Genomic DNA, 23,551 nt, shown 5'->3' on the forward strand with positions numbered 1-23,551 from the left:
CCCCCGCAGTAGCGCTCCGGCAGGAGGATGCCTACAGTCAAAACTGTCCCTTGCTGCTGCAAGTCTCCTGTGCAGAAGCCTATGGATGGGTGCTCCCTGTGCGGGGCGTTCGGAGCGTGGTGTGTGTGTGAAGACGGAGACAGAAAGAATGCGAGAAGCCATCTATTGTTTCGATACCGCCTCCGTGCGGTTCGCCATTTATGTCGATGGGGCTCGATTCGTGGCCGCGATCAGCGAGGATCCGCTGCGCGATCGCTTCGGAGCGAACGAAGGCGGCGAAAGCCTTGTCCAGGCCTATCTGGAAAACGCGGAAATCATCATTGCGACGGCGATCGAGCGCCACCGCGTGACCGGCGGGCGGCCGGTTCTGCTTGAAACAGCGGACTTCGAGATGTCCGCTCACGAAATCTTCTGAAACAACGCGCCGGAAGAGAAGTTGCGCAACGCCTGCGCGATGGGAGAGCCGTCGCCGTTCCGATAGAGCGCTCTCGGACTTTGTCCTGCACGGAAATTCTGCATCGGCCTGCGCGTCCTTCAGTCCGCGGGCAGCAAAGTAGCGCTCCTCAATCGCAAGGAGTCTCCCTATGTCCGATGACATCGTCGTGCGTGCCAGCCAAGACAGTTCCCAGATCGACGTGAATCAACCCCATGAAGTGCGCTATTGGATGGAGCGCTTGGGCGTCTCCGAAGAGGCGCTGCGCAAGGCGATCGCCGATGTCGGTGTTTCAGCGGACCAGGTCGCCGTGCACCTCGGAAGGATGTAAACCTCAGGTCCGGGCGGCCTGGGCCAGGATCCGGTCGAGCGCGTCGAAGTCGATGGGCTTCTGCAGATGGTGATCGAACAGGCCGGCCGGCGCACCGGCCTCCTCTGACGCAAATCCCGAGATCGCCACGATCAGGGGCGGCGCGCCCCGCGCGCGCGCGCGCAGTTGGCGCGCCACTTCGGTCCCGGGAAGGTCGGGCAACTTGAGATCGACCAGCGCGGCATCGAATGCCTCGGCGGCCGCGGCCTCCAGTGCATGCCGGCCCGTGTAGGCGCAGCGCGCCGTGTGGTCCTGCAGCTCGAGAATCTCCTTGAGCAGATCGGCTGCCGCTTCGTTGTCGTCGACGATCAGAACATTCACTTCGGTCTTCCGGGAGGGCAAGCGCAAGTATCGGACGGCGCGCGAGGCCGGAATGTAGGACGTGGTCTCACCTGCGGCCCTTGCACCTTGGAGCAATTGACAAGTCGGTCGACCCACTGGAAAGTGCCTGGGCGCCGGTACCCGCAACGATTGCCCAGGGATTCACGCACGGACCATGACGCTCCAGCAGCTCATCCTTTTCGCCCTCCAGGCGAGCGTCATGGTCACGATCTTCGGCTTCGGACTCGCGGCGACGAAGGACGACCTGCTCTATGTGGTCAGCAGGCCGGGCCTGTTCGGGCGCTCGGTGCTCGCGATGTTCGTGGTCATGCCCGTGCTGGCGGTCGCCCTGGCGAAGTGGTTCGACTTTCGGACCGAGGTGGAGATCGCCATCGTGGCGCTGGCGTTTTCGCCCATTCCGCCCCTGCTGCCGAGAAGACAGGACAAGGCTGTGGGACGGCCGTCGCATGCGCTGGGTTTGATGGTGACGATGGCGCTGCTGTCGATCGCCGTCATTCCGCTCAGTACGCATCTGCTGAGCCTTTTCTACGGACGGCCATTCACGATGGGCCCCGGGCCCATCGCCCGGTTGATCCTGGAGGTGGTGATCCTGCCGCTCATGGCGGGCATGGTGGTCCACGCGCTGATACCCGGCCTGGCCCAGCGCTTCGCAAGGCCGGCGCTGCTGGTCGCCGGCACTCTGCTGCCGGTGGGCGGCGTCGCGATCCTGATCGGCAGCGCGCACGTCGTCGCGGCGCTCATCGGCAACGGGACGCTCGTCGTGATACTGGGGTTCATCGTCGCCGGGCTCGCGGTGGGCCATGCACTGGGCGGTCCTGCGCCCGAAGACCGGGCCGTGCTTGCGCTCTCGACGGCCACGCGCCATCCTGGCATCGCAATGACCGTGACGGCGGTCAACTACCCGGGCGACCACAACATCGCCGCCGCGATCCTTCTCTATTTCGTGCTGAACATCGCGGTCTCGATTCCCTACGTGATGTGGCAGAGGCGGCGGCTGCAGCCCGCGAGGACATGAAAAACACGAGAACATGCACCAGAGGGCAATTGCGCTATCCGGCGGCAAACCGTATGTTTACGTGCCGCTTGTCGCGACATCCAACGAAAGGCCCGCATGAATCACGCGTCTGACATCTCGAGGCTACGGCTCGTCGCGGCAACTGCATGCCTGGTGCTCGCTTCCTGCGCCCAACAAGCGACAACGCCCGCCGCGGCGTCGAGCACCCCCTCATCCCAGACCTCGGCGCCGGGGGCGAAACCCGCGCCGGCCGCGTCCGCGGTCGACCCCGGCGTGATCCAGCAGCTCGACCGCATGGGCGACTTCCTGCGCACCCTGAAGAACTTCGAGGTCACGCTGAGTTCGACCACCGACGCGACGCTGGACAACGACCAGCTCGCACAGGTCAACAAGTCGGCGAGGATGAAGGTTCGTCGCCCCGACGGGCTGCTGGCCGACATCGGCGAGGACAGCGGCGACCGGCGGATGCTGGTCTACAACGGCAAGACGGCAACGCTGTTCGACCCGAAGACCAAGTACTACGCCACGGTGAAGGCGCCCCCGACACTCAAGGAAGTCACCACGGTGCTCGGCGAGCGCTACGGCATCGAGCTGCCGGCGGCGGATCTTTTTGCGTGGGGCACCGACAAGGTCGACAAGTCCGGAATCAAGTCCGCCGATTTTCTCGGCACGGCGGTGATCGACGGCACCCTGACGGACCATTTCGCGATCCGGCAGGACGGATTCGACTGGCAGATCTGGATCGAGCAGGGTCGCACCCCGCTGCCGCGCAAGCTGGTGATCACCACGACCTCCGATGTCGCCAGGCCGCAGCATTCGGTGCTGATGCGCTGGAACCTCGCGCCCAAGTTCGCAGCGGGCATCTTCGACTTCAAGCCCCCGGCCGGCAGCCAACGGATCGTGATCCAGAAGGTCGACGGCACGGTCGAGTCGCCCGCCAACTAGCCCATCCATCGAGGACGAACCATGACTGCGTATCCATTCTCCGGCAGGGCTGCATCGATGGTGTTCGGCGCCGCATTGATCGCGGCGGTCGGCTTTGGCGCCATCGGCTACCCGGGCGACGCCCATGCGCAACGGCAGATACACGGCGGCGCGCGCACCTCCGTCAACCAGAACGTGAACGCGAGCGCGAACCGGAACGTCAATGCCAACGTCAATACCAACGTCAATCGCAACACGAACGTCAACGTCAATGCCAACCGGAACGTGAACGTCGTCAACGTCAACAACGGGGGGCGCTACGGGTACGACGACCACTACCACCCGGTCGCCACCGCCGCCGCGGTGACGGCCGGCGTGGCGGTCACGGCGGCGGCGATCGGTTCCATCACGCGCTCGCTGCCGCCCGCGTGCACCGCGACAGTGGTGAACGGCATCACCTATCAGAACTGCGGTGGCGCCTGGTATCAGCCTCAGTACGCAGGCTCCCAGGTGACCTACGTGGTGGTCAATCCACCGGGTTGAGGCTTGCTGCAAACATTGTCCAGACACCACTCCGTTGCGTCGCCGTGGAGCTTCACGGCGCGGCGCGTGCGCTGGCCTGCCTGGTCGACGGCATGGGTTGCGGTTCTCCTTGTCCTTTTGACGGGGTCGGCCCATGCCCAGGAGGCGCCTCCGGCGGCGGCTCCGCTGACCGTTTCGAATCGCCTGGTCTTCGTCTTCCGCACGCCGATGTTCGGCCTCACTGCGCAGCAGCGGGCGGCTCGCGCGACAGAACGCATCGGGCAAACGCCCTTCGCGCGCCTGCGATCGCCCCCGCAGGCCAACGGCTTCACCCACGAAGGCATGCAGGGCTACGCGATCATGGTCGAAGGCGAGACCCTGTTCACCGTGTACGAGGGCGACCGGGAGCCGGGCGATCCACCGCTCGAGCAAGTCGCGACGACCGCCGGCCAGCGACTGCACGAGGCGCTGATGGCTCGCGCGGACCAGCTGAACGGCCGCCAGTTCGCCACGTCGGTCGCGTGGACGGCACTGGCAACGCTGATCCTTGCCGCTGTGGTCTTCGGGCTGCAGCGCATCGCTGTCCGCATCGAGGGCCGAACCGGGCGCCTGCGAGCGCGCATCGAGGGCCGCAAACTGCTCGACTGGCGCCGCCTGATCGTGCTCGCGCTGCTCGGCGCGATCCATTGGATCAAGATCGCCATCGTCCTGATGGCCGTCTATGTCTGGCTGGCCTACGTGCTGACACGCTTTCCGTATACGCAACCCTGGGGACAAACGCTGGGCAGTTCGGTTCTTGCGCTGGCGACGAAACTCGCGACCGGGATTCTTCATTCGCTGCCCGACCTCGCGACGGTCGGTGTCATCTTCGTCCTGGCCCATCTCACCATTCGCGGGCTGCACGCGATTTTCGAGGCCGCGCGCAGCAGCGGCGTCACGCTGGCGGCGCTGCAGGAAGACACCATCGGCGCGACGCGTCGCCTGACTTCGGCGCTCGTCTGGGTGTTCGCGCTGGTCATGGCCTACCCTTTCATTCCGGGCTCCCATTCGGACGCGTTCAAGGGCCTCAGCGTGTTCTTCGGCGTGCTCGTCACGCTGGGCTCGTCGGGCACGGTCTCGCAGGTCATGGCGGGCTTCGTGCTCATCTATGCGAGGGCGTTGCGAATCGGCGACTTCGTGCAGATCGGCGAATCGGAGGGCTATGTCGTCGAGATGGGCGTGTTGTCGACCAAGCTGCGCAACCGCGTCGACCAGGTCGTCACGCTGCCCAACACGGTGGTCGTGGCCGCGAGCATCCTCAATCTGAGCGACACCTCGAAGGGGCCGAAGGGGCACGGCATCTCGCTCGCGACCGAGGTCACGATCGGCTACGACGCGCCTTGGCGACAGGTGCACGCGATGCTCGTGCTTGCCGCGGGCAGGACGGCCGAACTGCTGCCCCATCCGCCAGCGGTCGTGCGTCAATTGCATTTGCAGGACTTCTACGTCGAGTACGAGCTCAACGTCTTCATGCGTGCCGGCGCGCCCAAGTACGACGTTCTGAATGAGCTGCACGGGCACATCCAGGATGTCTTCAACGAATACGGCGTGCAGATCATGTCGCCGCACTTCGTCTTGCAGCCGGCCGAGGCGGTGGTCATACCGAAGGACTCATGGCATGCGCCGCCAGCGTGATCGATTACTCGCTTGACAAGCAATTGGCAGGTGCCTTTAATTTGTCCGGTACCGCTCGTCGGCGGCAGGTTCACTTGACGCAGAGGATGATCACGATGGAGACCTCTACCGCACCTGATCCGCAACGCAAGAAGGAGGAGCTTCGCAGCTTCATCTTCTTGACGGCGGTCATGGTGCCTGTCCTGTCCGTTGCAGTTGTCGGTGGTTATGGATTCATCGTCTGGATGATCCAACTCGTGGCCGGCCCGCCTGCGCACTAACGAAGGTGCGGCAGCGTGGGTCCCCATCCAAGGAGATCCAGATTGACGATCGCAAGGCGATTCTTCGCCATCGAATCCGAAGCTCCTGCCGACGAATGGCACATCGCCGGTGTCGTCGTGCATGCCAATCCTGCCCGGCTCGATGAGGTCCGACGGGCCATCGACCTGATGGCAGGCGCCGAAGTACATGCGGTCAGCGACGCCGGCAAGCTCGTCGTCACGCTGGAAGCGCCCAGTTCGCGCGCGATCGCTGCCCATCTCGAATACCTGCACAGGCTCGACGGGGTGCTCTCCGCAGCCCTCGTCTATCAACACAACGAAGACGCCGCCGCCATGACCGAGGAGATGAGTGATGACCTTCAGCCGCCGGGACTTCATTAAGCAGACCGCCGTCGCGGCGACGGCCTCTGTCGCCGGCGTGGCCCTGCCGGCGGACGCCGCCAACTTCGTCACCGATGGCGACCTCACGAAGCTGAAATGGTCGAAGGCCCCGTGCCGCTTCTGCGGAACCGGCTGCGGCGTGACGGTTGCCGTCAAGGACAACAAGGTCGTCGCCACGCAGGGCGATCCGCAGGCCGAAGTGAACAAGGGCCTGAACTGCGTCAAGGGATACTTCCTCTCGAAGATCATGTACGGCGCCGATCGGTTGACCAAGCCGCTCATGCGCATGAAGAACGGCAAGTACGACAAGGACGGCGACTTCAAGACCGTCACATGGGACCAGGCCTTCGACTTGATGGAGCAGCAGTTCAAGCGCGTGCTCAAGGAAAAAGGGCCCACGGCAATCGGGATGTTCGGCTCGGGCCAGTGGACCGTCTGGGAGGGCTACGCGGCATCGAAGCTCTACAAGGCCGGATTTCGTTCGAACAACCTCGATCCGAATGCGCGCCACTGCATGGCCTCCGCGGTGACGGGCTTCATGCGCACCTTCGGCATGGACGAACCGATGGGCTGCTACGACGATTTCGAAGCCGCCGATGCCTTCGTGCTGTGGGGGTCGAACATGGCCGAGATGCATCCGATCCTGTGGACGCGGATCACCGACCGGAGGCTCAGCGCGCCGAAGACGCGCGTGGTGGTCCTGTCGACCTTCACGCATCGGTCGTTCGACCTCGCGGACGTGCCCATCATCTTCAAGCCGCAGACCGATCTGGCGATCATGAACTACATCGCCAACTACCTGATCCGCAACAACAAGGTCAACCAGGACTTCGTCAGCAAGCACACCGTGTTCAAGCAAGGCGTGACGGACATCGGCTATGGCCTGCGTCCGGAACATCCGTTGCAGAAGGCCGCCAAGAACGCCGGTGACCCCAATGCGTCGACGCCGATCACGTTCGACGATTTCGCGAAGTTCGTCTCCAGGTACGACGCCGCGTACGTCACCAAGCTGACCGGCGTCCCGCGCGAAAAGCTGGACCGGCTGGCCGAACTCTATGCGGACCCCAACGTCAAGGTCATGTCGCTGTGGACGATGGGCTTCAACCAGCACACGCGGGGCACGTGGGCCAACAACATGGTCTACAACCTGCACCTGTTGACCGGCAAGATCGCCACACCCGGCAACAGTCCCTTCTCACTGACCGGCCAGCCGTCGGCGTGCGGCACGGCGCGCGAGGTCGGGACCTTTTCGCACCGGCTTCCCGCCGACATGCTCGTGGCCAATCCCAAGCACCGCGAAGAGGCGGAACGTATCTGGAAGCTCCCGCCCGGGACCATCCCGGAGAAGCCGGGCTACCACGCGGTGTTGCAGAACCGCATGCTCAAGGACGGAAAGCTCAACGCCTACTGGGTGCAGTGCAACAACAACATGCAGGCAGCGGCCAACCTCATGGAAGAGGGCTATCCGGGCTATCGCAATCCGGACAACTTCGTGGTGGTGTCGGACGTCTATCCGACCGTGACTGCGCTGGCAGCGGATCTCATCCTTCCGGCCGCGATGTGGGTCGAGAAGGAAGGCGCCTATGGCAATGCGGAGCGGCGCACGCAGTTCTGGCACCAGCTCGTGGATGCGCCGGGCGACGCGCGATCCGACCTGTGGCAACTGGTCGAATTCTCCAAGCGCTTCAAGGTGGAAGAAGTCTGGCCGGCCGAACTGATCGCAAAGCAGCCGGAGGTCAAGGGCAAGACGCTTTTCGACGTGCTCTATCGCAACGGCCAGGTCGACAAGTTTCCGCTCAAGGACATCGATCCGGACCACAACAACGCCGAGGCGAAAGCCTTTGGCTTCTACATTCAAAAGGGACTGTTCGAGGAATATGCGACCTTCGGCCGCGGCCATGGGCATGACCTTGCGCCCTTCGACATGTATCACGAGGCGCGGGGACTGCGATGGCCCGTGGTCAACGGCCAGGAAACGCGCTGGCGCTATCGCGAAGGCAGCGACCCTTACGTCAAGGCCGGCACGGGCTTCCAGTTCTATGGCAATCCCGATGGCAAGGCAGTGATCTTCGCCCTGCCCTACGAGCCGCCGGCGGAGTCGCCCGACAAGGAATATCCGTTCTGGCTCGCCACCGGCCGCGTGCTCGAACACTGGCATTCGGGTTCGATGACGCGCCGCGTCCCGGAACTCTATCGGGCCGTGCCCAACGCCGTGTGCTTCATGCATCCCGAAGATGCCAGGAAGCTGGGGCTGCGGCGCGGCGTCGAGGTCGATTTGGTATCGCGCCGCGGCCGCATGCGCACGCGGGTCGAGACGCGAGGGCGGGACGCTCCGCCGCAGGGATTGGTCTTCGTTCCGTGGTTCGACGCGAGTCAGTTGATCAACAAGGTCACGCTGGACGCCACGTGCCCGATCTCGTCGCAGACCGACTTCAAGAAGTGCGCCATCAAGATCCTGAAGGTATAGACACCGGGGGGAGACAAGCCATGCAAACCATGAAGGTGATGAGCCGATCCCACGCCGTGTGGCTCTGCCTGAGCTCACTGGTGCTGGCCGCGCTGTGCGTGCTGCAGCTCGCACCGGCGCATGCGCAAGGACTGGTGGACTCGATGCGGGGCCCGACACCCATCACGCAGCAGACGAAGCCGCCTCCGCTCTTTCCGACGGAAAACAAGGACGTACGGCGCACGCGCAACTTCGCCATGCAGCCGCCCACCATTCCGCACACCATCGACGGCTATCAGGTCGACAAGGATTTCAACCGGTGCATGTTCTGCCACGCTCGTACGCGCACGCAGGAAACGGGTGCGATCCCCGTCAGCATCACCCACTACCAGGACCGCAACGGCAACATGCTTGCCGACGTCTCGCCGCGACGCTATTTCTGTACGCAATGCCATGTGGCCCAGGCGGACGCAAAACCGCTCATCGGCAACAACTTCGTCGATGTGGAGCGGTTGCTTCAACGCAAGCCCGGCGTGCCGGGATCGACGAAATAGCGTGGGGTCGGCATGCTCAAACTCTTGAAGCGCTACTGGATCACCATCAATCGGCCCAGCGCCTATTTCAGCCTGGGTTTCCTCACGCTGGGCGGCTTCATCGCAGGGGTCATGTTCTGGGGCGCCTTCAATACCGCCCTCGAGCTGACGAATACCGAGGCTTTCTGCACCGGTTGTCACGAGATGCGCGACAACGTCTACCCTGAGTTGCAGACAACGATTCATTACTCGAATCGAAGCGGCGTGCGGGCCAGATGCCCGGACTGTCACGTGCCCCACAACTGGACCAGCAAGATCGCCCGCAAGATGCAGGCATCCAAGGAAGTGTGGGCCAAGATCTTCGGGACCATCAACACGCGCGAGAAATTCCAGGAACACCGCCTGGTGCTCGCGCAGCACGAATGGGACCGCTTCAAGGCCAACGATTCGCTCGAATGCCGCAACTGCCACGACTACGAGTCGATGGACTTCACGCGGCAGAGCCCCCGCGCCCAAGCCATGCATTCGACGTTCCTCGCCAACAGGGAGAAGACCTGCATCGATTGCCACAAGGGCATTGCCCATCGCCTGCCCGACGTCGCCCAGGCGAAGGAACCATAGCGCGTGCCCACCCGCCCCGCCGACATGTGTCGCGAAACCACGGTCGACAACAGCCTGACCGCCAGCGGTCTCGGCCTTTCCCGTGGGGGGCGCGCTGTGTTCAGCGGCATCGACTTTTCGATCGGCCCCGGCGAGATGCTGCAGGTCACGGGCGCCAACGGCAGTGGAAAGACCAGCCTGCTGCGCGTGCTCAGCGGACTGCTTCCGCCTGCCACGGGCGAACTGCGCTGGCGTGCGCACCCTGTGCTCGCCGGCGAATCGGAATACCTCCAGTCGATGGCCTATGTGGGCCACGCCGACGGCATCGACCCCGACCTCAGCGCCCAGGACAACTTGCGTTTCGCGATGCGCCTGGCTGGTTGCGCGCCGAACCCCGCGCTCATCCGTGACGCGCTGGCTTCGTTCGGCATGGAACGCGCTGCATCGGTGCCGGTGCGCGCGCTTTCTCAAGGCCAGCGACGACGCGTGGCGCTTGCCAAGCTCGCGCTCGCGCCACGCATCCTGTGGTTGCTGGACGAGCCCTTGACCTCGCTCGATGACCGCTCAAGCGAATGCTTGCAGGCGCAGATCGACGCGCATCTGCGTACGGGCGGCATGGCGGTGGTGGCGACGCATCGGCCGATGGCCGCCCGCGGCCGCCTTCTGCAATTGGGTGGATAGCCGCATGACCCCGGTCTTCTGCGCCATCGTGATCCACGACGTTTCGCTGGCATGGCGTCGCCGCGGGAGCATCCTGTCCGTCGTGCTCTTCTTCGTCATCACGAGCAGCCTGTTTCCGCTGGCCATCGGGCCGGATCCGCAGCAGCTTCGCGCGCTGGCCCCGGGCATCCTGTGGGTCGCGGCGCTGCTGGCGTCGATGCTTTCACTGTCGAGGCTCTTTGCGCAGGAGTACGCCGACGGCAGCCTCGACCAGCTCCTTTTGTCGCCACACCCGCTGGCCCTGCTCGTGCTTGCCAAGATCTGTGCGCATTGGATCACCAGCGGCCTTCCGCTGCTGTTGTTGACGCCGCTGCTCGCGCAGCAGTATGGGCTTCCGGTCTCGTCCGCGATGTTGCTGTCCGCTTCGTTGCTGATCGGCACGCCGGTACTGAGCCTGATCGGCAGCGTGGGTGCGGCGCTGACGCTGGGTCTGCGCGGCGGGGCGGTGCTGCTGTGCATCCTCGTGCTTCCACTGTGCGTGCCGGTGCTCATCTTCGGCGCCGGCGCCGGCGCAGCGGCCGACGCGGGCCTCGACGTGGCGCCGCAGTTGTCGCTGCTGGGTGCCTGCCTGGCACTCTCGCTCTTCCTCTGTCCGCTCGCCACCGCCGCTGGCCTGCGCATCGCCGTGGAGTGACCGGTCCATGAGCAACCTCCTGAGCACGACGCAAAGAACCCGTGCACCGGCCTGGGCGCTCGGACGAAGGTGGCTCGCCTTCGCCTCGGCGAAGCGATTCGACCCGCTGGCACGGCGCCTCGCACCATGGTTCTTCGCCGCGGCCCTGGCCTTCCTCCTGGCGGGGTTGTACGTCGCCTTCGTGGTCGCGCCGACCGATGCGCAGCAAGGCGAGGTGTACCGCATCATCTTCATTCACGTCCCGGCGGCGTGGATGTCGATGTTCATCTATCTGGTCATGGCGATGTACAGCGCGCTGGCACTGGTCTTCCATACCCGTCTGTCGTCGATGATGGCGTCAGCGCTGGCGCCGACCGGTGCGGTCTTCACGCTCATCGCGCTGGCGAGCGGTGCGCTCTGGGGTCGGCCCACGTGGGGCACGTGGTGGGTGTGGGACGCGCGCCTCACATCGGAGCTGATTCTTCTCTTCCTGTACCTGGGCTACCTGGCGCTCGAAGCGGCGGTCGACGAATCTCGGCGCGCCGAGCGCGCCTGCGCGGTGCTTGCACTCGTGGGGTCGCTGAATGTCCCGGTGATCTACTTCTCCGTGCGGTGGTGGAACACGCTGCACCAGGGCGCGTCCATCAGCCTCACCGCGGCACCATCGATGGCGGCGACCATGCTGGGCGGCATGCTGCTGATGACGCTCGCCTGCTGGATGTACACGATCGCCGTCGCGCTGGTCCGGGTGCGTTGCATCCTGCGCGAGCGCGGCGGCCTTCAGGCGACAGATCGACCAGGGAGCGAAGCATGGACTGGCTGACGCAGCTTGCATCGGATCCGCACACGGCCTATGTCGCGACCGCGTTCGGCCTGGCGTTCGCACTCCTCGGCGTCGAAGTCCTGTGGCTGAGACGGCGCTACCGTGCCGTGTCGGCGCCTGCGCCATGACCGCCAGGCGGCGCAGGCTCGGCATGCTGGCGGCGGCCCTGGTTTGCGCTGGCGCCGCGTTGGCGCTGGTGCTCAACGCCTTTCGCTCCAATCTGGTCTTCTTCTTCAGCCCGACGCAGGTGTTCGCACATGAAGCGCCGGTGGCCCGCAACTTCCGCCTAGGGGGTCTGGTCGTGCCGGGGTCGATTCGCCGCGAAGGGGACGGGCTGACCATTCGCTTCGTCGTCACTGATACCGCGCGCACCGTGCCGGTCGTCTATCGAGGTCTGTTGCCGGACCTGTTCCGCGAGGGCAAGGGCGTTGTCGCAAACGGCAAGCTGCGCGAGGACGGCGTGTTCGCCGCGACCGAGGTCCTGGCCAAGCACGACGAAAACTACATGCCGCCGGAAGCCGCCGACGCGCTGAAGAAGGCCGAGCAGGTCAGGCGACAGATGGCCGGCGCAGAAGGGGGCGCCCTGCGCGCCGCAGAGCCATGAACGCGGAGTTCGGTCATTTCTGCCTCATCGTCGCGCTGCTGGTCGCGCTGGTCCAGGCTGCGTTGCCGCTCGCGGGCGCCGTCACCGGCAGGACCCGCTGGATGGAAATGGCGCGTCCCGCCGCACGCCTGCAGGGTTCGCTCGTGCTCATGGCTTTCGTCTCGCTGGCATGGGCCTTCGTCGACAACGATTTCAGCGTCCGGTACGTGGCCGCCAACTCGAACACCGCGCTGCCGCTGGCCTATCGCCTGACGGCGGTCTGGGGCTCGCACGAAGGATCGATGTTGCTGTGGACGCTGATGCTCGGCGGTTGGTCCGCGGCCGTGTCGCTGTTCAGTCGCCGCCTGCCGCTGGACATGGTGGCCCGCGTGCTGGGTGTCATGGGAGCGATCAGCGCGGGGTTCCTTCTGTTTCTGTTGTTCGCGTCCAACCCGTTCGTGCGCTTGCTGCCGCCCCCCATGGAAGGACGCGATCTCAATCCGTTGCTGCAAGACCCCGGGATGGTGCTGCACCCGCCCTTGCTGTACATGGGCTACGTGGGCTTTTCGGTGAGCTTCGCCTTTGCTGTCGCCGCGCTGCTGTCCGGAACGTTCGATGCCGCCTGGGCGCGGTGGACCCGCCCTTGGACAATCGCGGCATGGGCATTCCTGACGCTGGGCATCATGCTCGGCAGTGCATGGGCCTACTACGAACTGGGCTGGGGTGGCTGGTGGTTCTGGGATCCGGTCGAGAACGCCTCCTTCATGCCCTGGCTCGCCGGCACGGCGCTGATCCATTCGCTGGCGGTGACGGAGAAGCGCGGCGCGTTCCGCGCCTGGACCGCCCTGCTTGCGATCTTCACTTTTTCGCTGAGCCTGCTCGGCACCTTCCTCGTCCGCTCGGGCGTGCTGACGTCCGTCCACGCTTTCGCCGTCGATCCCCTGCGCGGCACCTTCATCCTGGCCCTGCTCGGGCTGGTGACAGGGCTGGCCCTGGTGCTGTTCGCCGCACGCGCGCCAAAGCTGGCGCGACGCACCGGATTCGCCGCGCTGTCGCGAGAGTCCTTCCTGCTGGCCAACAATGTCCTGCTCGCAGTGGCGGCGGCCACGGTCCTGCTCGGAACGCTCTACCCGCTCCTGATCGACGTGCTGGGGCTCGGCAAGATTTCCGTCGGCCCTGCGTATTTCGATCAGGTGTTCGTGCCGTTGATGGCACCGGCCGTTCTGCTCATGGGCGCCGCGCCGTGGGTGCGATGGCGCGGCGCGGCATGGGCGGACCTGTCGACGCGCCTGCGCTGGTCGGCGCTTGCCAGCCTCGCGATCAGCGCGGGACTGCTGGCCGTGTTGCGCAACGCCTCGGCACTGACGGGCCTGGGTCTGCTGCTGGCCTGCTGGGCCATCGCCAGCGCGATCGCCAATCTGGCCGATCGACTTCGCCATCAGCGCGGCCGCCGGCTGGCCGCCTTGCGTCAACTGCCCGCAAGCTACGTGGGCATGCTGGTCGCCCACGCCGGGGTCGGTGTCTTCATCGCCGGCGTCACCTTGGTCAGCAGCCAGGAAAGCATGCGCGAACTGCCGATGAAAAGCGGCGATACGCTCGAATTGGCAGGCTACGAGTTCCGGTTCGATGGCGTGTCGCCTTTCGTGGGCCCCAACTACGAGGCTCTCGCCGCGACGCTGACTGTCAGCCGCAACGGAAGCCCCGTCGCCACGTTGGCGCCACAGAGACGCGTCTACCGCAGCCAGCAGATGCCCACCACCGAGGCCGCCATCGACGTCGGATTGACGCGCGACCTCTATGTGGCGCTGGGAGAAGCCGTCGATGCGCAAAGCTGGGCGATGCGCATCCACGTCAAGCCCTTCGTCGACTGGATCTGGATCGGCTGCCTGCTCATGGCGGCCGGCGGACTGCTGGCCGCGAGCGACCGCCGCTACCGCGCGCGGCAACGCGCGCCCGCGCCGCATGCCGACACGCCGCCGGCGCTCAACGCCGTGGAGGAGGCGCAGGCATGACGCGTTTCCTCCTGCCGCTGGGCGCGTTCCTGGCGCTGGCCATCGCGCTGGCTGCCGGCATGGGACGGGACCCCCATGCGCTGCCCTCGCCCCTGGTGGGCAAACCGGCACCGGCGTTCGAACTGCCGCTGCTGGACGCTGACGGGCCCAGCGTGCGCGTCGGCGACATGCGCGGCAAGGTGTGGGTGCTCAATGTCTGGGCTTCATGGTGTACGCCGTGCCAGCTCGAGCACCCGCTGCTGGTCGATTTCGTCGCGCGATCGCACTTCCCCGTGTACGGCCTGAACTACAAGGACAAGCCGGGTGCCGCTCGCGACTGGCTGAAGCGACTCGGCAACCCCTACGTGGCAACGCTGGTCGACGCCGATGGATCGACCGGCATCAACTACGGGGTGTACGGCGTACCTGAGACATTCGTGATCGACCGGGCCGGGGTGATCCGCTATCGCCACGCGGGCCCGATGACCGCGGAGTTCCTGGAGCGCACGCTGGCGCCACTCCTGCGCGATCTGGAGCGCGAGAAGGACGCGCATGCCTAGGCGCATCGCGGCCATCTGGCTGGCCCTCGCACTGGTGTCGAGCGCCATCGCCGCCCCCACCGAGGCGCAGCTCGATGCGCATTTGCATGCGCTGGCGCAGCAACTTCGATGCGTGGTTTGCCAGAACCAGACATTGGCGGATTCGCAGGCCGAACTCGCCGTCGACCTGCGCCGGCAGATTCGCGAGCAGTTGCGAAACGGCGCCAGCGACGAGGCCGTGAAGAATTATCTCGTCCAACGCTATGGCGACTTCGTCCTGTACGAGCCGCCGCTGAAGCCCCTGACCTGGCTGCTGTGGTTTGGTCCGCTGATGTTGCTGGCGCTCGTCGCCGCCGCTGTGGTTCGCAACAGGATGCGTCGCGCGGCGGCCCCTGCGCCACTCGACGAGGAAGAGCTGAAACGGCTGGATGCCTTGCTCGGCCGATCCCGCGCCCCCTTGGCCGAGGAGCCCGGGCCATGATCACGTTCTGGCTGCTCGCCGCGATCCTGATCGCAGCCGCAATGGCCTGCCTGCTGCCTCCTCTGCTGCGTCCTCGCGGGAGCACCACCGCCGGTGGCGACACCAACCCCGTGGCAGACCTCTACCAAGGCCAACTTGACGACATCGAAGCCGACCTGAATGCCGGAGCCCTCGACCCCGTGCACGGTCGAGCGGCGCGCGACGAGGTGGCCCGGCGCCTGCTGGACGGCGCGCTTCCTGCGCAGGCCGGCCCTGCCGTGCGCCATCCGGACAGGCCTTCGCCCCTGCTGGCCGGCCTTCTGCTGGCGGTGTTGCCCAGCGCGGCGATCTTTCTCTATCTGCATCTTGGCAATCCCGTCGCGCTCTGGCACGCCGGCGATCCGGCCCATGCACCGGACAGCGGCCACGAAGCGAGTGAGTCGCAGATCGAGGGCATGGTCAATCAGTTGGCACAGCGCCTGCGCAGTCAGCCCGACGACGTCGAAGGCTGGTACATGCTGGCCCGGTCCTACGAGGCCCTGGATCGCCACGCGGACGCCGCTTCGGCCTACGCCAGAGCCATCGCGCTCGCCCCGGACGAAGCCGCGCTGCGCGCGGACTATGCCGACGTGCTCGCAAGCGTCGACGGCGGCGCGCTCAACGGTCCGGCATTCGAGCAGATCGGGCGCGCGCTGGCGCTGGACCCGGACCAGCCCAAGGCACTGGCGCTGGCAGCCAGTGCCGCCATGGAACGCGGTGATGCGACGGAAGCCATACGGTACTGGGAACACCTGCATCGCATGCTTCCATCGGACTCCCAGACTGCAGCGACGATCGCCGCGAACATCGCACAGGCGCGTGGATCGGCTGCACCTGCTGCTTCTGCATCCGTGGCAGGCCAAGTCAGCCTGGGCGAAAAGGCACCAAGGACGCCACGGCCCGACGAAACGGTCTTCGTGTACGCGCGCCCCGTCGATGGCTCCCGCCTTCCATTGGCCGTGATGAAGCGCCGCGTCAGCGACTTGCCCTTCGCCTTCGTCCTCGACGACAGCCTGGCCATGCGCCCCGACCATCGGTTGTCGGGTGCAAGCCAGGTGGTGGTCGAAGCACGCATTTCCGCGAGCGGGAACGCGATGCCATCGGAGGGCGACCTCATCGGAAGCGCAGGACAAGTGACCGTGGGCAGGCGTGACCTGAAGATCGTCATCGACGACACGGTGCCGGTCGGTCGCGCGCCAAGATAAGGCCTCCCCGTCGCCACGGCCTTTTCGATCGCCGCGGAACGTGGCATCCTGCGGCCAGGAGGCGCCCTGAGCCTCCTTGGAGGTTCGCATGCCTGCTCGTTCCCTCGCTTCGCTGTCCCTGAGCTTCGGCCTGGTGTCGATTCCCGTGAAGCTCTACTCCGCCACGGAGAGCTCCGGCACAGTCAGGTTCAACCTGCTGTCCAAGGACGGTTCGCGCGTCAAGCAGCAATATGTGTCCGAGAAGGATCCATCCATCGTGGTGCCGCGCTCCGAGATGGTGAAGGGCTACGAGTTCGAGAAGGATCGCTACGTGCTCTTCACGCCCGACGAACTCAAGGCCGTCGAAGAGAGCGCGACGCACACCATCGATATCGTCGCCTTCATTCCCGAGAAGGCGGTCGACCCGATCTACTACGACAAGGCCTATTTCATCGCGCCCGACAAGCGCGGCGGCAAGCCCTACACGCTGCTGCGCGCGGCCATGCACAAGAGCGGCCGCTGCGCCCTCGCGAAGTGGGCCTGGAAGGGCAAGCAGTACGTGGTGCAGATCCGCGCGGCCGAGGATGGGCTGGTGCTGCAGCAGCTTCTCTATGCCGACGAAGTGCGATCGATGAAGGAATTGCAGATCGAGGAGATCACGCCTTCCGCCGCGGAGGTGCAACTGGCACTCCAGCTCATCGACCAGATCTCGCAGGACAGCTATGACCCGACGCAGTTCGTCGACGAGGAAAAACAGCGCGTTCTCGCGGCCATCGACGCCAAGATCGCCGGCAAGCAGGTCGTGGCCGTCGAGCACCATGAGGAAGCGGCTTCGGGCGGACAGATCATCGACCTGACCGAGATGCTGCGCGCCAGCCTCGCCAAATCCGGTGCCGGTGCAGGTGCCGCGAAGCGCCAGGCACGCGCCCCGGCTGCGGCCGAAGTCGTCACCCCGCTTGTCGCGAACGAGCGCAAGGGCGTCAAGCGGGCAGCGAAGACAGCCGGCGTCGCCGCACCCGCCAGCGCGCGCGCCAGGAAGTGACCATCGATCATCCCGAAACGCCGCACACCTTGCGCAGCATCCGGGAGATGCTGGGCCTCTCCCGGAGCGCCATCGCGGGGCTGATCGCCAACGGATTCGTGCAACCCGCCCGGGGGCCGCGCAACGCCTACCGCTTTTCCTTCCGCGACGTCGTGCTGCTGAGAACCGCGCACGACCTGCAGGCGGCCGACATTCCCACACGCAAGATCTTGCGCGCGCTGCAGCGGCTGAAAGCGACGCTGCCGGAAGAACTGCCGCTGACCGGACTGCGGATCACCGCCGTGGGAAGCTCGATCGCCGTGCGGGACCGCGAGAGCCAGTGGGAAGCCGAGACAGGCCAGTTGCTCATGGACTTCGACATCGCCGCGACGCGCGGCGCGGTGGCCTTCGTGGACCGGCGCCGAAACGACGAGCCGTCCGCGAGTGCAGCCTCTGCGGAAGCCCTTTTCGCCGAAGGCGAGGATCTCGAATCGACCGACCTGAAGGCGGCAGAGACTGCCTACCGGCACGCGCTGGCCCTCGCGCCCGATCATGCGGATGCGTATCTCAATCTCGGCGCGATCCTGTGCGAGTCCGGTCGCGCCGCAGAAGCCGTCGTGCTCTACGACGAAGCCTTGCGCCGGCTTCCGGACGTGCCGCTGCTGCACTTCAACCGCGCTGTGGCCCTGGAGGACGTGGGGCGCATTGCCGAGGCGCTCGGTGCCTACGAGCACTGCCTGCGACTGGACGCCACCGTTGCCGATGCGCACTTCAACGCCGCGAGGCTGCACGACCATCTCGGCCATCGGCGCGAGGCGATCCGCCACTTCAGCGCCTACCGGCGACTGCAGAAATAGCGGGACTCATTCGGCCTCGATGCCGGCAGCCTTCACGATGCGGCCCCACTTCTGCGACTCGGCGGACTGGAACTTGGCGAGTTCTTCCGGCGAGGTGGTGAATACGTCGGTGCCCGTGGGGTCGTAGAAGGCTGCCTTCGCGGCATCGCTCTTCGCCGCCTTGACCAGCAATTCGTTAAGCCGATGGACCACCGCCGGCGGCGTCTTCGCAGGCGCGTAGGCGGCGAACCAGTAGCCCATCTCGTAGCCCTTGACGCCGGCCTCGGCGATCGTCGGCACGTCGGGCGCCAGCGGCGAACGCTTGGCACTGGAGACGCCCAGCGCACGCAACTTGCCGGACTTGACCTGCGGCAGGCCGGTCGCCGTGTCGGTGATCATCATGTCGATCTGGCCGCCCAGCAGGTCCGTCACGGCGAGCGTGTTGCTCTTGTACGGCACATGCAGCAGCTTGATGTCGGCCATCTGCTGGAGCAACTCGCCGGCCATGCGGCTCGACGAACTGCCGCTGCCGAAGCTGTACTTGCCGGGCTCTTTCCTGGCCATTGCCACGAACTCCGCCACCGTCTTTGCCGGAAACGACGGATTGACCACCATGATCTGCCCGCCCTTGCCCAGTGCCGCGATGGGCGCATAGTCCTTGACCGGGTCGTACGGCAGCTTCTTGAACAAGTGCTCGTTGGCCGCGTGCGTGGTGTTGGTCGTGATGAGCACGGTGTAGCCGTCGGCCGGCGCCTTCGCCACCTGCTGCGACGCGATGAAGCCGCTGGCACCCGCCTTGTTGTCGATCACCACCGCCTGCTTCGTCTCGGCGGTCACGCCGTTGCCGATCGCCCGCGCGATCTGGTCGGTCGCAGTACCGGCGGCAAAGGGCACGACGAAGGTGATGGGCTTCTCGGGAAAGGCATCGGCCTGGGCCAGCATGGGTGCGATGGCCAATGCGGCGGCCAGCGCAGCGAACGGGAAGCGAATCATTGTTTGTCTCCTGAAGATGGATGTCGGATGTTGGAAGTCGGGATCGGAATTCAGTCTTCGCTGGTGCCGGCCAGCAGGTGGGCCAGTTCGCGGGGCACCTGGATGGGGAGATCGAGCAGAAGGAATGACAGCGCCTTGCCATGCGCGTCGAGATTCAGTGCATCGTTCACGCCGCCGTCGAGGACGCCGTCGAGCACGAAATTCATTGCATGAAGCTTCGGCAGCAGAAAGCGCGCCACGCCAGTCGGCGCACGGTGACGGAATTGCGCGGCCACCGCCTCGGTCGTGACTTGCGCCACCAGCAAGGGATAGAGCTCTGGATGCCACGCGATGACGCTGATGTTGGAGCGATCGCCCTTGTCCCCCGTGCGGCCGTGGGCGGCGCGGTAGAGAGGGACGTCGATGTGCGCGCCCATCAGGAGAGCTCCTCGACGCGCTGGTGCCGCACCGGCACGGACTCGCGCGGAAGCAGGCACGAGATCGTGTTGAGTCTCGGCGTGAGCGCGGTGCGCACGCCGCCGCCGCCGGCTGGGCCGCAGGTATAGAGCGCAGTCACTTCGCGGGCGAGGCGCTCGGCCTGCGCGCGATCGTCGTGGGTCGCGGCGACGCGAAGGCGGACATCGCGCAGGCCGGCATCGGGCGTCCCCGCGAGGGTTCGCCCTGCGTCGTCGCCCAGCACGCTGACTGCGCCGATGAGATCGACCCTGAGCACCAGCCCGTCGAGGCGCTTCCTGAGGACATCGGCCGCCAGCCTGGCCCGCGCCTCGGCGCGCGGCCCCGCGTACGAGATCTCGCCCTCCGCGAGCCAGCCGCCTTCGTGGCAGATATTGACCTTGAAGTGCGTCGGCCGCGCATGGCCGCGCACACCGCGCAACGCCACGCGGTCCGTGCCTGCCGCATGCACTTCGGCATCGGCGATGTCGGCCACCACGTCGGGGGTCAGGTAGGCGCTCGGGTCGTGCACTTCGTAGAGCAACTGCTCCTTGACGCTGGCCTCCGTCACGAGCCCGCCGGTGCCGTCGGCCTTGCCGATCGTGCAGCTGCCGTCGGCTTCGATCTCGGCGATCGGAAAGCCGACCGCATCGAGGCCGGGCACGTCCTTGTAGCCCGGATCGGCGAAGTAACCGCCGCAGACCTGCGCGCCGCATTCGAGAAGATGGCCGGCCATGGTCGCGCGGCCCAGCTTTTCCCAGTCGTCGGGGCGCCAGCCGAAATGAGACATCGCCGGCCCGACGGTGAGCGACGGATCGGCCACCCGGCCGCACACGACGATCTGCGCGCCCGCATCGAGCGCGGCGGCGATCGGCTCCGCCCCGATATAGGCATTGGCGCTGACGATGCGGATGCCGTCCATCTGCGCGCCCAGTTGCTCGCGCAGCAGGGCAAGGTGCGCCGGCGCCGAAAGGTCGTCGCCCTCTACCACGGCAATGTGCGGCGGCTGCGCGCCGAGTTCGGTCGCCATGCGCGCGATGAGCCGGGCCGCTGCACGTGGATTGGCCGCGCCGAAATTGCTGACGATGCGGATCCCGTACGCGAGACATCTCGACAACACCGGTCGCAACATCGCGTCGAGGAGCGGCTCATAGCCCGCTTCGGGATCGGCCCGGCGACGCAGCTGCGCCAGAGCCAGCGTGCGCTCGGCCAGCGTCTCGAAGATCAGGAAGGCCCGCTGGCCCGGAGGACCGCTTTCGAGCCGGGCGATGAGCGTGTCGACCACCGGCCCGGCGGCATCGGTCCGGTCACCGGAAAAGCCGGCGGCACAGCCGACGAGGAGCGCAGGTTGGTCGATACGGGTCATGGGCGCACTGTAGAGCGCACACGTTGATCCGTGAAATCGAAAATTCGGATGGATTCATCCGAATCTCGAATTGCCGAGCGTGAACGGCAGCGAACTAGCGAATCAGCGCCTGGAGGTCCTTGAAGCGTGGATGCTCGGCGGTGCGAAGCCATTCGAAGCCGACCATCTCCGTCGTCACGAGCTCCGCGCCCGCACCGGCGAGACGGTCGAAGGCGGCGTCGCGGTTGCGTTCCGTGCGCGAGCTGCAGGCGTCGGTCACGACCCACACCTCGAATTCATCCTCCAGCAGATCGAGCGCCGTCTGGAGCAGGCACACGTGCGCCTCGCAGCCCGCGATCACGATCGTGTTGCGCTCTTCGGGCGCGGCTTGCTTCTGCAGGTGCTTCGGGAGGCTTCGCGCATTGCCCTGCGGCGCCTTCGCCGGCACGCGCAGCCATTCGCCGAGGCCTTCCTCGGCGCCGCTGAAATGCATCTTGGCCAACGTACGCTGGCAAAGGGCGCGGATGTCGGGCAGGTTTTCGCCGAGTTTCGAGGGGTTTTGTTCGGTGCCCCAGACGGGGACGTCCACCAGTTGGGCGATCTTGCCGAGTCGGACGGCATTCTTCGCGACGGCGTCCGCTTCGAGGATCGCGGGCATCAGGCGCGCCTGATAGTCGACCAGGACCAGTTGGGATTGCGATGCATCGAGCAGCATGGAAAGCATCTTTTAAAAATAGCGGGGGCTAGAACGTACCACCGAAAAGTTCGCGTTGATGCTAAAAACATCCCGCTCGCAAGCATCGAACAAGGAAGAGACGATGAACGCCCCGCTTTCGACCGTCACGCTCATGTCCGGCCAGGACTATCGTGAATCCCTCCGGCGCTACCGCCCCACCGTCTTCGTCGACGGGCGCCGGGTCGAGAGCGTGGCGGACGAGCGGGCCTTCCAGCCCGGCATCAATGCCATCGCGCTGACTTATGACTACGCGCTCAAGGCGCAGTACGCGCCCCTCATGACGGCGGTGCAGCACACCAGCGGCAAGCGCGTGAATCGGCTCTCGCACATCAACACCAGTTCGGGCGACCTGCTCAACAAGCTGGAAGCCGTCCGGCTCGTCTGCCAGGAGACGGGCTGCGCCCAGCGCTACCTGACGCACGACGCGCTCAACGCCATCGCGCAGGTGTCGGCCCGCATCGATGACGCACGCGGGACGACGGAGCATACGGCGCGATTCACCGAATACCTCCATCGCATCCAGGACCAGGACCTGACGCTTGGCGTCGCGATGACCGACGCCAAGGGCGATCGCAGCAAGCGTCCGCACGAGCAGGCCAACGCCGACAGCTATGTGCACATCGTCGAGCGCAACACCGTCCGAAACGGCGTGCGCGGCATCGTCATTTCGGGCACCAAGGCCATTGTCACGGGCGCGCCCTACGTGCACGAACTGCTGGTGATGCCGTGCCGCAACATGGGCCAGGAGGACGCGGATTTCGCGGTCTGCTGTGCGGTGCCGCTCGACGCACCCGGCTTGACCATCGTCGCGCGGCCCGCCGGCCGGCCGGGCGAAAAGCTCGAGCACGGCGAAGCGCTGTTCAGCCGCAAGTACGGACAGAGCACCGGCGTCTGCATGTTCGACCGCGTTTTCGTGCCGTGGGACAGCGTCTTCTACGCCGGCGAGTGGGAGCACAGCAGCCATCTCACCTACAGCTACGCCACGCACCATCGCCACAGCTGCATCGGCGCGCGTGCGGGCTTCGGCGATCTGCTGATTGGCGCGGGCGCGCTGATGTGCGAGGCCAACGGCTTCGATCCCGGCCGCGAAACGCACCTGCGCGAGCAGATGGTGGAACTCATCACCATCACCGAGAGCTTTTTTGCCTGCGGGGTCGCGGCGAGCGTGTACGGCAAGGCCGACGCGCATTGCGATGTCTTCATGCCGGACGCCGTCTTCAGCAACATCGGCAAGCTGCTGCTGGCGACGAAGATCTACGACATGCACCGCATCGCGCACTATGTGAGTGGTGGGCTGATCGTCGCCCTGCCCGGCCCCGACGAGGACCACAACCCCGAGACGGCGGCGCGCCTTTCCGAAGTGCTGCGCGCGAACCCGGACATTCCGTACGAACAGCGCGTCGAGACCGCGCGCTTCATCGAGGACCTGACCGCCGGTTACCAGGGCGGCTGGTACAGCACCATCAGCCTGCACGGCGGCGGCTCGCCGGCAGCGATGAAGCAGGAGATCTACCGCAACTATCCCGTCGGATCGAAGGTGGAGCTGGTCGAGCGCATTCTGGAGCGCGGTATCGCCGCCGACGGTTCGCCCGCGGCGGCGCCGCACGATCCCCAGCGCGCCATCACCAGGAACCGCCAGCCCGGCCGATGCTGCGATACGGGTTGCACGACACCGGGTCAGGCAGTGATGGTGGACTTGCCCGTCTCGCGCTCCGCCGCGTCGCGGGTCGATTGAA

28 protein-coding genes are annotated in these 23,551 nt (G+C 65.9%); 23 read left to right on the top strand and 5 right to left on the bottom strand.

The genetic code is table 11. The annotated features are described in order from the left end of the window. Nucleotides 1-148: 148 nt before the first annotated feature. The gene (locus AC1DN9_RS23715) at nucleotides 149-415 is read left to right on the top strand and encodes a hypothetical protein (protein WP_478104134.1); all 267 of its coding nucleotides are present in this window, start codon (nucleotides 149-151) and stop codon (nucleotides 413-415) included. Between the two features lie 169 nt (nucleotides 416-584). Beyond that, the gene (locus tag AC1DN9_RS23720; protein ID WP_478104135.1) at nucleotides 585-764 is read left to right on the top strand and encodes a DUF3606 domain-containing protein; all 180 of its coding nucleotides are present in this window, start codon (nucleotides 585-587) and stop codon (nucleotides 762-764) included. A gap of 3 nt (nucleotides 765-767) precedes the next feature. Here the strand turns inward: AC1DN9_RS23720 and AC1DN9_RS23725 are convergent, their stop codons facing one another. Beyond that, nucleotides 768-1,124, bottom strand: coding sequence for a response regulator (locus AC1DN9_RS23725; RefSeq protein ID WP_478104137.1), 357 nt, complete (start codon nucleotides 1,122-1,124; stop codon nucleotides 768-770). Nucleotides 1,125-1,299: 175 nt separating this feature from the next. Here AC1DN9_RS23725 and AC1DN9_RS23730 point away from each other — a divergent pair, with 175 nt between their 5' ends. The 20 genes from AC1DN9_RS23730 (at nucleotide 1,300) to AC1DN9_RS23825 (ending at nucleotide 18,330) form a co-directional block, all read left to right on the top strand. Further along, entirely contained in the window at nucleotides 1,300-2,160 is an 861-nt protein-coding gene (locus AC1DN9_RS23730) for a bile acid:sodium symporter family protein (protein WP_478104138.1), read from the top strand. A 96-nt stretch (nucleotides 2,161-2,256) separates the two neighbouring features. Beyond that, a complete protein-coding gene (locus AC1DN9_RS23735) occupies nucleotides 2,257-3,105 on the top strand; it encodes a DUF2092 domain-containing protein (RefSeq protein WP_478104139.1) in 849 nt (282 codons plus the stop codon). Nucleotides 3,106-3,126: 21 nt separating this feature from the next. Further along, nucleotides 3,127-3,627, top strand: a complete 501-nt coding sequence (locus tag AC1DN9_RS23740; protein WP_478104141.1) for a hypothetical protein — start codon at nucleotides 3,127-3,129, stop codon at nucleotides 3,625-3,627. Nucleotides 3,628-3,693: 66 nt separating this feature from the next. Continuing rightward, nucleotides 3,694-5,280, top strand: a complete 1,587-nt coding sequence (locus tag AC1DN9_RS23745; RefSeq protein WP_478104142.1) for a mechanosensitive ion channel family protein — start codon at nucleotides 3,694-3,696, stop codon at nucleotides 5,278-5,280. Between the two features lie 95 nt (nucleotides 5,281-5,375). Further along, complete coding sequence (gene napE / locus AC1DN9_RS23750) at nucleotides 5,376-5,540, top strand: periplasmic nitrate reductase, NapE protein (RefSeq protein WP_478104143.1); 165 nt, start codon at nucleotides 5,376-5,378, stop codon at nucleotides 5,538-5,540. Nucleotides 5,541-5,582: 42 nt separating this feature from the next. Next, nucleotides 5,583-5,921 (top strand): chaperone NapD, encoded by a 339-nt coding sequence (locus tag AC1DN9_RS23755; RefSeq protein WP_478104145.1) that lies wholly within the window; start codon nucleotides 5,583-5,585, stop codon nucleotides 5,919-5,921. Continuing rightward, nucleotides 5,893-8,388, top strand: coding sequence for a periplasmic nitrate reductase subunit alpha (gene napA, locus AC1DN9_RS23760; RefSeq protein WP_478104146.1), 2,496 nt, complete (start codon nucleotides 5,893-5,895; stop codon nucleotides 8,386-8,388). Before AC1DN9_RS23755 ends, napA begins: the two co-directional genes overlap by 29 nt. 29 nt (nucleotides 8,389-8,417) lie before the next feature. Continuing rightward, nucleotides 8,418-8,921, top strand: a complete 504-nt coding sequence (locus AC1DN9_RS23765) for a nitrate reductase cytochrome c-type subunit (RefSeq protein ID WP_478104200.1) — start codon at nucleotides 8,418-8,420, stop codon at nucleotides 8,919-8,921. 12 nt (nucleotides 8,922-8,933) lie between these two features. After that, on the top strand, nucleotides 8,934-9,521 hold the full coding sequence (locus AC1DN9_RS23770) for a NapC/NirT family cytochrome c (protein WP_478104147.1): 588 nt from the start codon (nucleotides 8,934-8,936) through the stop codon (nucleotides 9,519-9,521). Between the two features lie 24 nt (nucleotides 9,522-9,545). Continuing rightward, a complete protein-coding gene (ccmA, locus tag AC1DN9_RS23775) occupies nucleotides 9,546-10,181 on the top strand; it encodes a cytochrome c biogenesis heme-transporting ATPase CcmA (protein WP_478104201.1) in 636 nt (211 codons plus the stop codon). 4 nt (nucleotides 10,182-10,185) lie between these two features. Then, nucleotides 10,186-10,854 carry a heme exporter protein CcmB gene (gene ccmB / locus AC1DN9_RS23780; RefSeq protein ID WP_478104149.1) on the top strand — a complete coding sequence of 223 codons (669 nt, stop codon included), beginning with the start codon at nucleotides 10,186-10,188 and terminating at the stop codon, nucleotides 10,852-10,854. Nucleotides 10,855-10,861: 7 nt separating this feature from the next. Beyond that, entirely contained in the window at nucleotides 10,862-11,656 is a 795-nt protein-coding gene (locus AC1DN9_RS23785; RefSeq protein ID WP_478104150.1) for a heme ABC transporter permease, read from the top strand. Continuing rightward, nucleotides 11,644-11,784: a heme exporter protein CcmD gene (locus AC1DN9_RS23790; protein ID WP_478104151.1), complete on the top strand. Its 141-nt coding sequence runs from the start codon at nucleotides 11,644-11,646 to the stop codon at nucleotides 11,782-11,784. The genes AC1DN9_RS23785 and AC1DN9_RS23790 overlap by 13 nt, the downstream gene beginning before the upstream one ends. Beyond that, a complete protein-coding gene (gene ccmE, locus AC1DN9_RS23795; RefSeq protein ID WP_478104153.1) occupies nucleotides 11,781-12,260 on the top strand; it encodes a cytochrome c maturation protein CcmE in 480 nt (159 codons plus the stop codon). The genes AC1DN9_RS23790 and ccmE overlap by 4 nt, the downstream gene beginning before the upstream one ends. Further along, nucleotides 12,257-14,251, top strand: coding sequence for a heme lyase CcmF/NrfE family subunit (locus AC1DN9_RS23800; RefSeq protein WP_478104154.1), 1,995 nt, complete (start codon nucleotides 12,257-12,259; stop codon nucleotides 14,249-14,251). The genes ccmE and AC1DN9_RS23800 overlap by 4 nt, the downstream gene beginning before the upstream one ends. Next, nucleotides 14,248-14,790, top strand: a complete 543-nt coding sequence (locus AC1DN9_RS23805) for a DsbE family thiol:disulfide interchange protein (protein WP_478104156.1) — start codon at nucleotides 14,248-14,250, stop codon at nucleotides 14,788-14,790. The genes AC1DN9_RS23800 and AC1DN9_RS23805 overlap by 4 nt, the downstream gene beginning before the upstream one ends. Further along, nucleotides 14,783-15,250: a cytochrome c-type biogenesis protein gene (locus tag AC1DN9_RS23810; protein ID WP_478104157.1), complete on the top strand. Its 468-nt coding sequence runs from the start codon at nucleotides 14,783-14,785 to the stop codon at nucleotides 15,248-15,250. Before AC1DN9_RS23805 ends, AC1DN9_RS23810 begins: the two co-directional genes overlap by 8 nt. Continuing rightward, nucleotides 15,247-16,473 carry a c-type cytochrome biogenesis protein CcmI gene (gene ccmI / locus AC1DN9_RS23815; RefSeq protein ID WP_478104158.1) on the top strand — a complete coding sequence of 409 codons (1,227 nt, stop codon included), beginning with the start codon at nucleotides 15,247-15,249 and terminating at the stop codon, nucleotides 16,471-16,473. The genes AC1DN9_RS23810 and ccmI overlap by 4 nt, the downstream gene beginning before the upstream one ends. An 88-nt stretch (nucleotides 16,474-16,561) precedes the next feature. Continuing rightward, on the top strand, nucleotides 16,562-17,494 hold the full coding sequence (ku, locus tag AC1DN9_RS23820) for a non-homologous end joining protein Ku (protein ID WP_478104160.1): 933 nt from the start codon (nucleotides 16,562-16,564) through the stop codon (nucleotides 17,492-17,494). Beyond that, the gene (locus AC1DN9_RS23825; protein ID WP_478104161.1) at nucleotides 17,491-18,330 is read left to right on the top strand and encodes a tetratricopeptide repeat protein; all 840 of its coding nucleotides are present in this window, start codon (nucleotides 17,491-17,493) and stop codon (nucleotides 18,328-18,330) included. Before ku ends, AC1DN9_RS23825 begins: the two co-directional genes overlap by 4 nt. A 6-nt stretch (nucleotides 18,331-18,336) precedes the next feature. Here the strand turns inward: AC1DN9_RS23825 and AC1DN9_RS23830 are convergent, their stop codons facing one another. The 4 genes from AC1DN9_RS23830 to AC1DN9_RS23845 form a co-directional block, all read right to left on the bottom strand. Further along, nucleotides 18,337-19,302 (bottom strand): Bug family tripartite tricarboxylate transporter substrate binding protein, encoded by a 966-nt coding sequence (locus tag AC1DN9_RS23830; protein ID WP_478104162.1) that lies wholly within the window; start codon nucleotides 19,300-19,302, stop codon nucleotides 18,337-18,339. Between the two features lie 50 nt (nucleotides 19,303-19,352). Then, the gene (locus AC1DN9_RS23835; protein ID WP_478104164.1) at nucleotides 19,353-19,718 is read right to left on the bottom strand and encodes an AtuA-related protein; all 366 of its coding nucleotides are present in this window, start codon (nucleotides 19,716-19,718) and stop codon (nucleotides 19,353-19,355) included. Beyond that, nucleotides 19,718-21,100 (bottom strand): acyclic terpene utilization AtuA family protein, encoded by a 1,383-nt coding sequence (locus AC1DN9_RS23840; protein WP_478104166.1) that lies wholly within the window; start codon nucleotides 21,098-21,100, stop codon nucleotides 19,718-19,720. Before AC1DN9_RS23840 ends, AC1DN9_RS23835 begins: the two co-directional genes overlap by 1 nt. Before the next feature lie 94 nt (nucleotides 21,101-21,194). Then, on the bottom strand, nucleotides 21,195-21,794 hold the full coding sequence (locus AC1DN9_RS23845) for an isochorismatase family protein (protein WP_478104167.1): 600 nt from the start codon (nucleotides 21,792-21,794) through the stop codon (nucleotides 21,195-21,197). Between the two features lie 103 nt (nucleotides 21,795-21,897). Here AC1DN9_RS23845 and AC1DN9_RS23850 point away from each other — a divergent pair, with 103 nt between their 5' ends. Continuing rightward, complete coding sequence (locus AC1DN9_RS23850; protein WP_478104168.1) at nucleotides 21,898-23,550, top strand: 4-hydroxyphenylacetate 3-hydroxylase family protein; 1,653 nt, start codon at nucleotides 21,898-21,900, stop codon at nucleotides 23,548-23,550. Nucleotide 23,551: the final 1 nt, after the last annotated feature.

It is taken from the genome of Variovorax sp. 05L425, assembly GCF_056397705.1.

Bases quoted from the DNA above. Each gene is read 5' to 3' on its own strand.
- ccmI (WP_478104158.1), top strand. From the start codon at position 15,247: ATGATCACGTTCTGGCTGCTCGCCGCGATCCTGATCGCAGCCGCAATG.
- AC1DN9_RS23785 (WP_478104150.1), top strand. From the start codon at position 10,862: ATGAGCAACCTCCTGAGCACGACGCAAAGAACCCGTGCACCGGCCTGG.
- ccmA (WP_478104201.1), top strand. From the start codon at position 9,546: ATGTGTCGCGAAACCACGGTCGACAACAGCCTGACCGCCAGCGGTCTC.
- ccmE (WP_478104153.1), top strand. From the start codon at position 11,781: ATGACCGCCAGGCGGCGCAGGCTCGGCATGCTGGCGGCGGCCCTGGTT.
- AC1DN9_RS23720 (WP_478104135.1), top strand. From the start codon at position 585: ATGTCCGATGACATCGTCGTGCGTGCCAGCCAAGACAGTTCCCAGATC.
- AC1DN9_RS23715 (WP_478104134.1), top strand. From the start codon at position 149: ATGCGAGAAGCCATCTATTGTTTCGATACCGCCTCCGTGCGGTTCGCC.
- AC1DN9_RS23845 (WP_478104167.1), bottom strand. From the start codon at position 21,794: ATGCTGCTCGATGCATCGCAATCCCAACTGGTCCTGGTCGACTATCAG.
- ccmB (WP_478104149.1), top strand. From the start codon at position 10,186: ATGACCCCGGTCTTCTGCGCCATCGTGATCCACGACGTTTCGCTGGCA.
- AC1DN9_RS23840 (WP_478104166.1), bottom strand. From the start codon at position 21,100: ATGACCCGTATCGACCAACCTGCGCTCCTCGTCGGCTGTGCCGCCGGC.
- AC1DN9_RS23790 (WP_478104151.1), top strand. From the start codon at position 11,644: ATGGACTGGCTGACGCAGCTTGCATCGGATCCGCACACGGCCTATGTC.
- AC1DN9_RS23850 (WP_478104168.1), top strand. From the start codon at position 21,898: ATGAACGCCCCGCTTTCGACCGTCACGCTCATGTCCGGCCAGGACTAT.
- AC1DN9_RS23730 (WP_478104138.1), top strand. From the start codon at position 1,300: ATGACGCTCCAGCAGCTCATCCTTTTCGCCCTCCAGGCGAGCGTCATG.
- AC1DN9_RS23805 (WP_478104156.1), top strand. From the start codon at position 14,248: ATGACGCGTTTCCTCCTGCCGCTGGGCGCGTTCCTGGCGCTGGCCATC.
- AC1DN9_RS23740 (WP_478104141.1), top strand. From the start codon at position 3,127: ATGACTGCGTATCCATTCTCCGGCAGGGCTGCATCGATGGTGTTCGGC.
- AC1DN9_RS23830 (WP_478104162.1), bottom strand. From the start codon at position 19,302: ATGATTCGCTTCCCGTTCGCTGCGCTGGCCGCCGCATTGGCCATCGCA.
- AC1DN9_RS23765 (WP_478104200.1), top strand. From the start codon at position 8,418: ATGAAGGTGATGAGCCGATCCCACGCCGTGTGGCTCTGCCTGAGCTCA.
- AC1DN9_RS23800 (WP_478104154.1), top strand. From the start codon at position 12,257: ATGAACGCGGAGTTCGGTCATTTCTGCCTCATCGTCGCGCTGCTGGTC.
- napE (WP_478104143.1), top strand. From the start codon at position 5,376: ATGGAGACCTCTACCGCACCTGATCCGCAACGCAAGAAGGAGGAGCTT.
- AC1DN9_RS23835 (WP_478104164.1), bottom strand. From the start codon at position 19,718: ATGGGCGCGCACATCGACGTCCCTCTCTACCGCGCCGCCCACGGCCGC.
- ku (WP_478104160.1), top strand. From the start codon at position 16,562: ATGCCTGCTCGTTCCCTCGCTTCGCTGTCCCTGAGCTTCGGCCTGGTG.
- AC1DN9_RS23770 (WP_478104147.1), top strand. From the start codon at position 8,934: ATGCTCAAACTCTTGAAGCGCTACTGGATCACCATCAATCGGCCCAGC.
- AC1DN9_RS23810 (WP_478104157.1), top strand. From the start codon at position 14,783: ATGCCTAGGCGCATCGCGGCCATCTGGCTGGCCCTCGCACTGGTGTCG.
- napA (WP_478104146.1), top strand. From the start codon at position 5,893: ATGACCTTCAGCCGCCGGGACTTCATTAAGCAGACCGCCGTCGCGGCG.
- AC1DN9_RS23735 (WP_478104139.1), top strand. From the start codon at position 2,257: ATGAATCACGCGTCTGACATCTCGAGGCTACGGCTCGTCGCGGCAACT.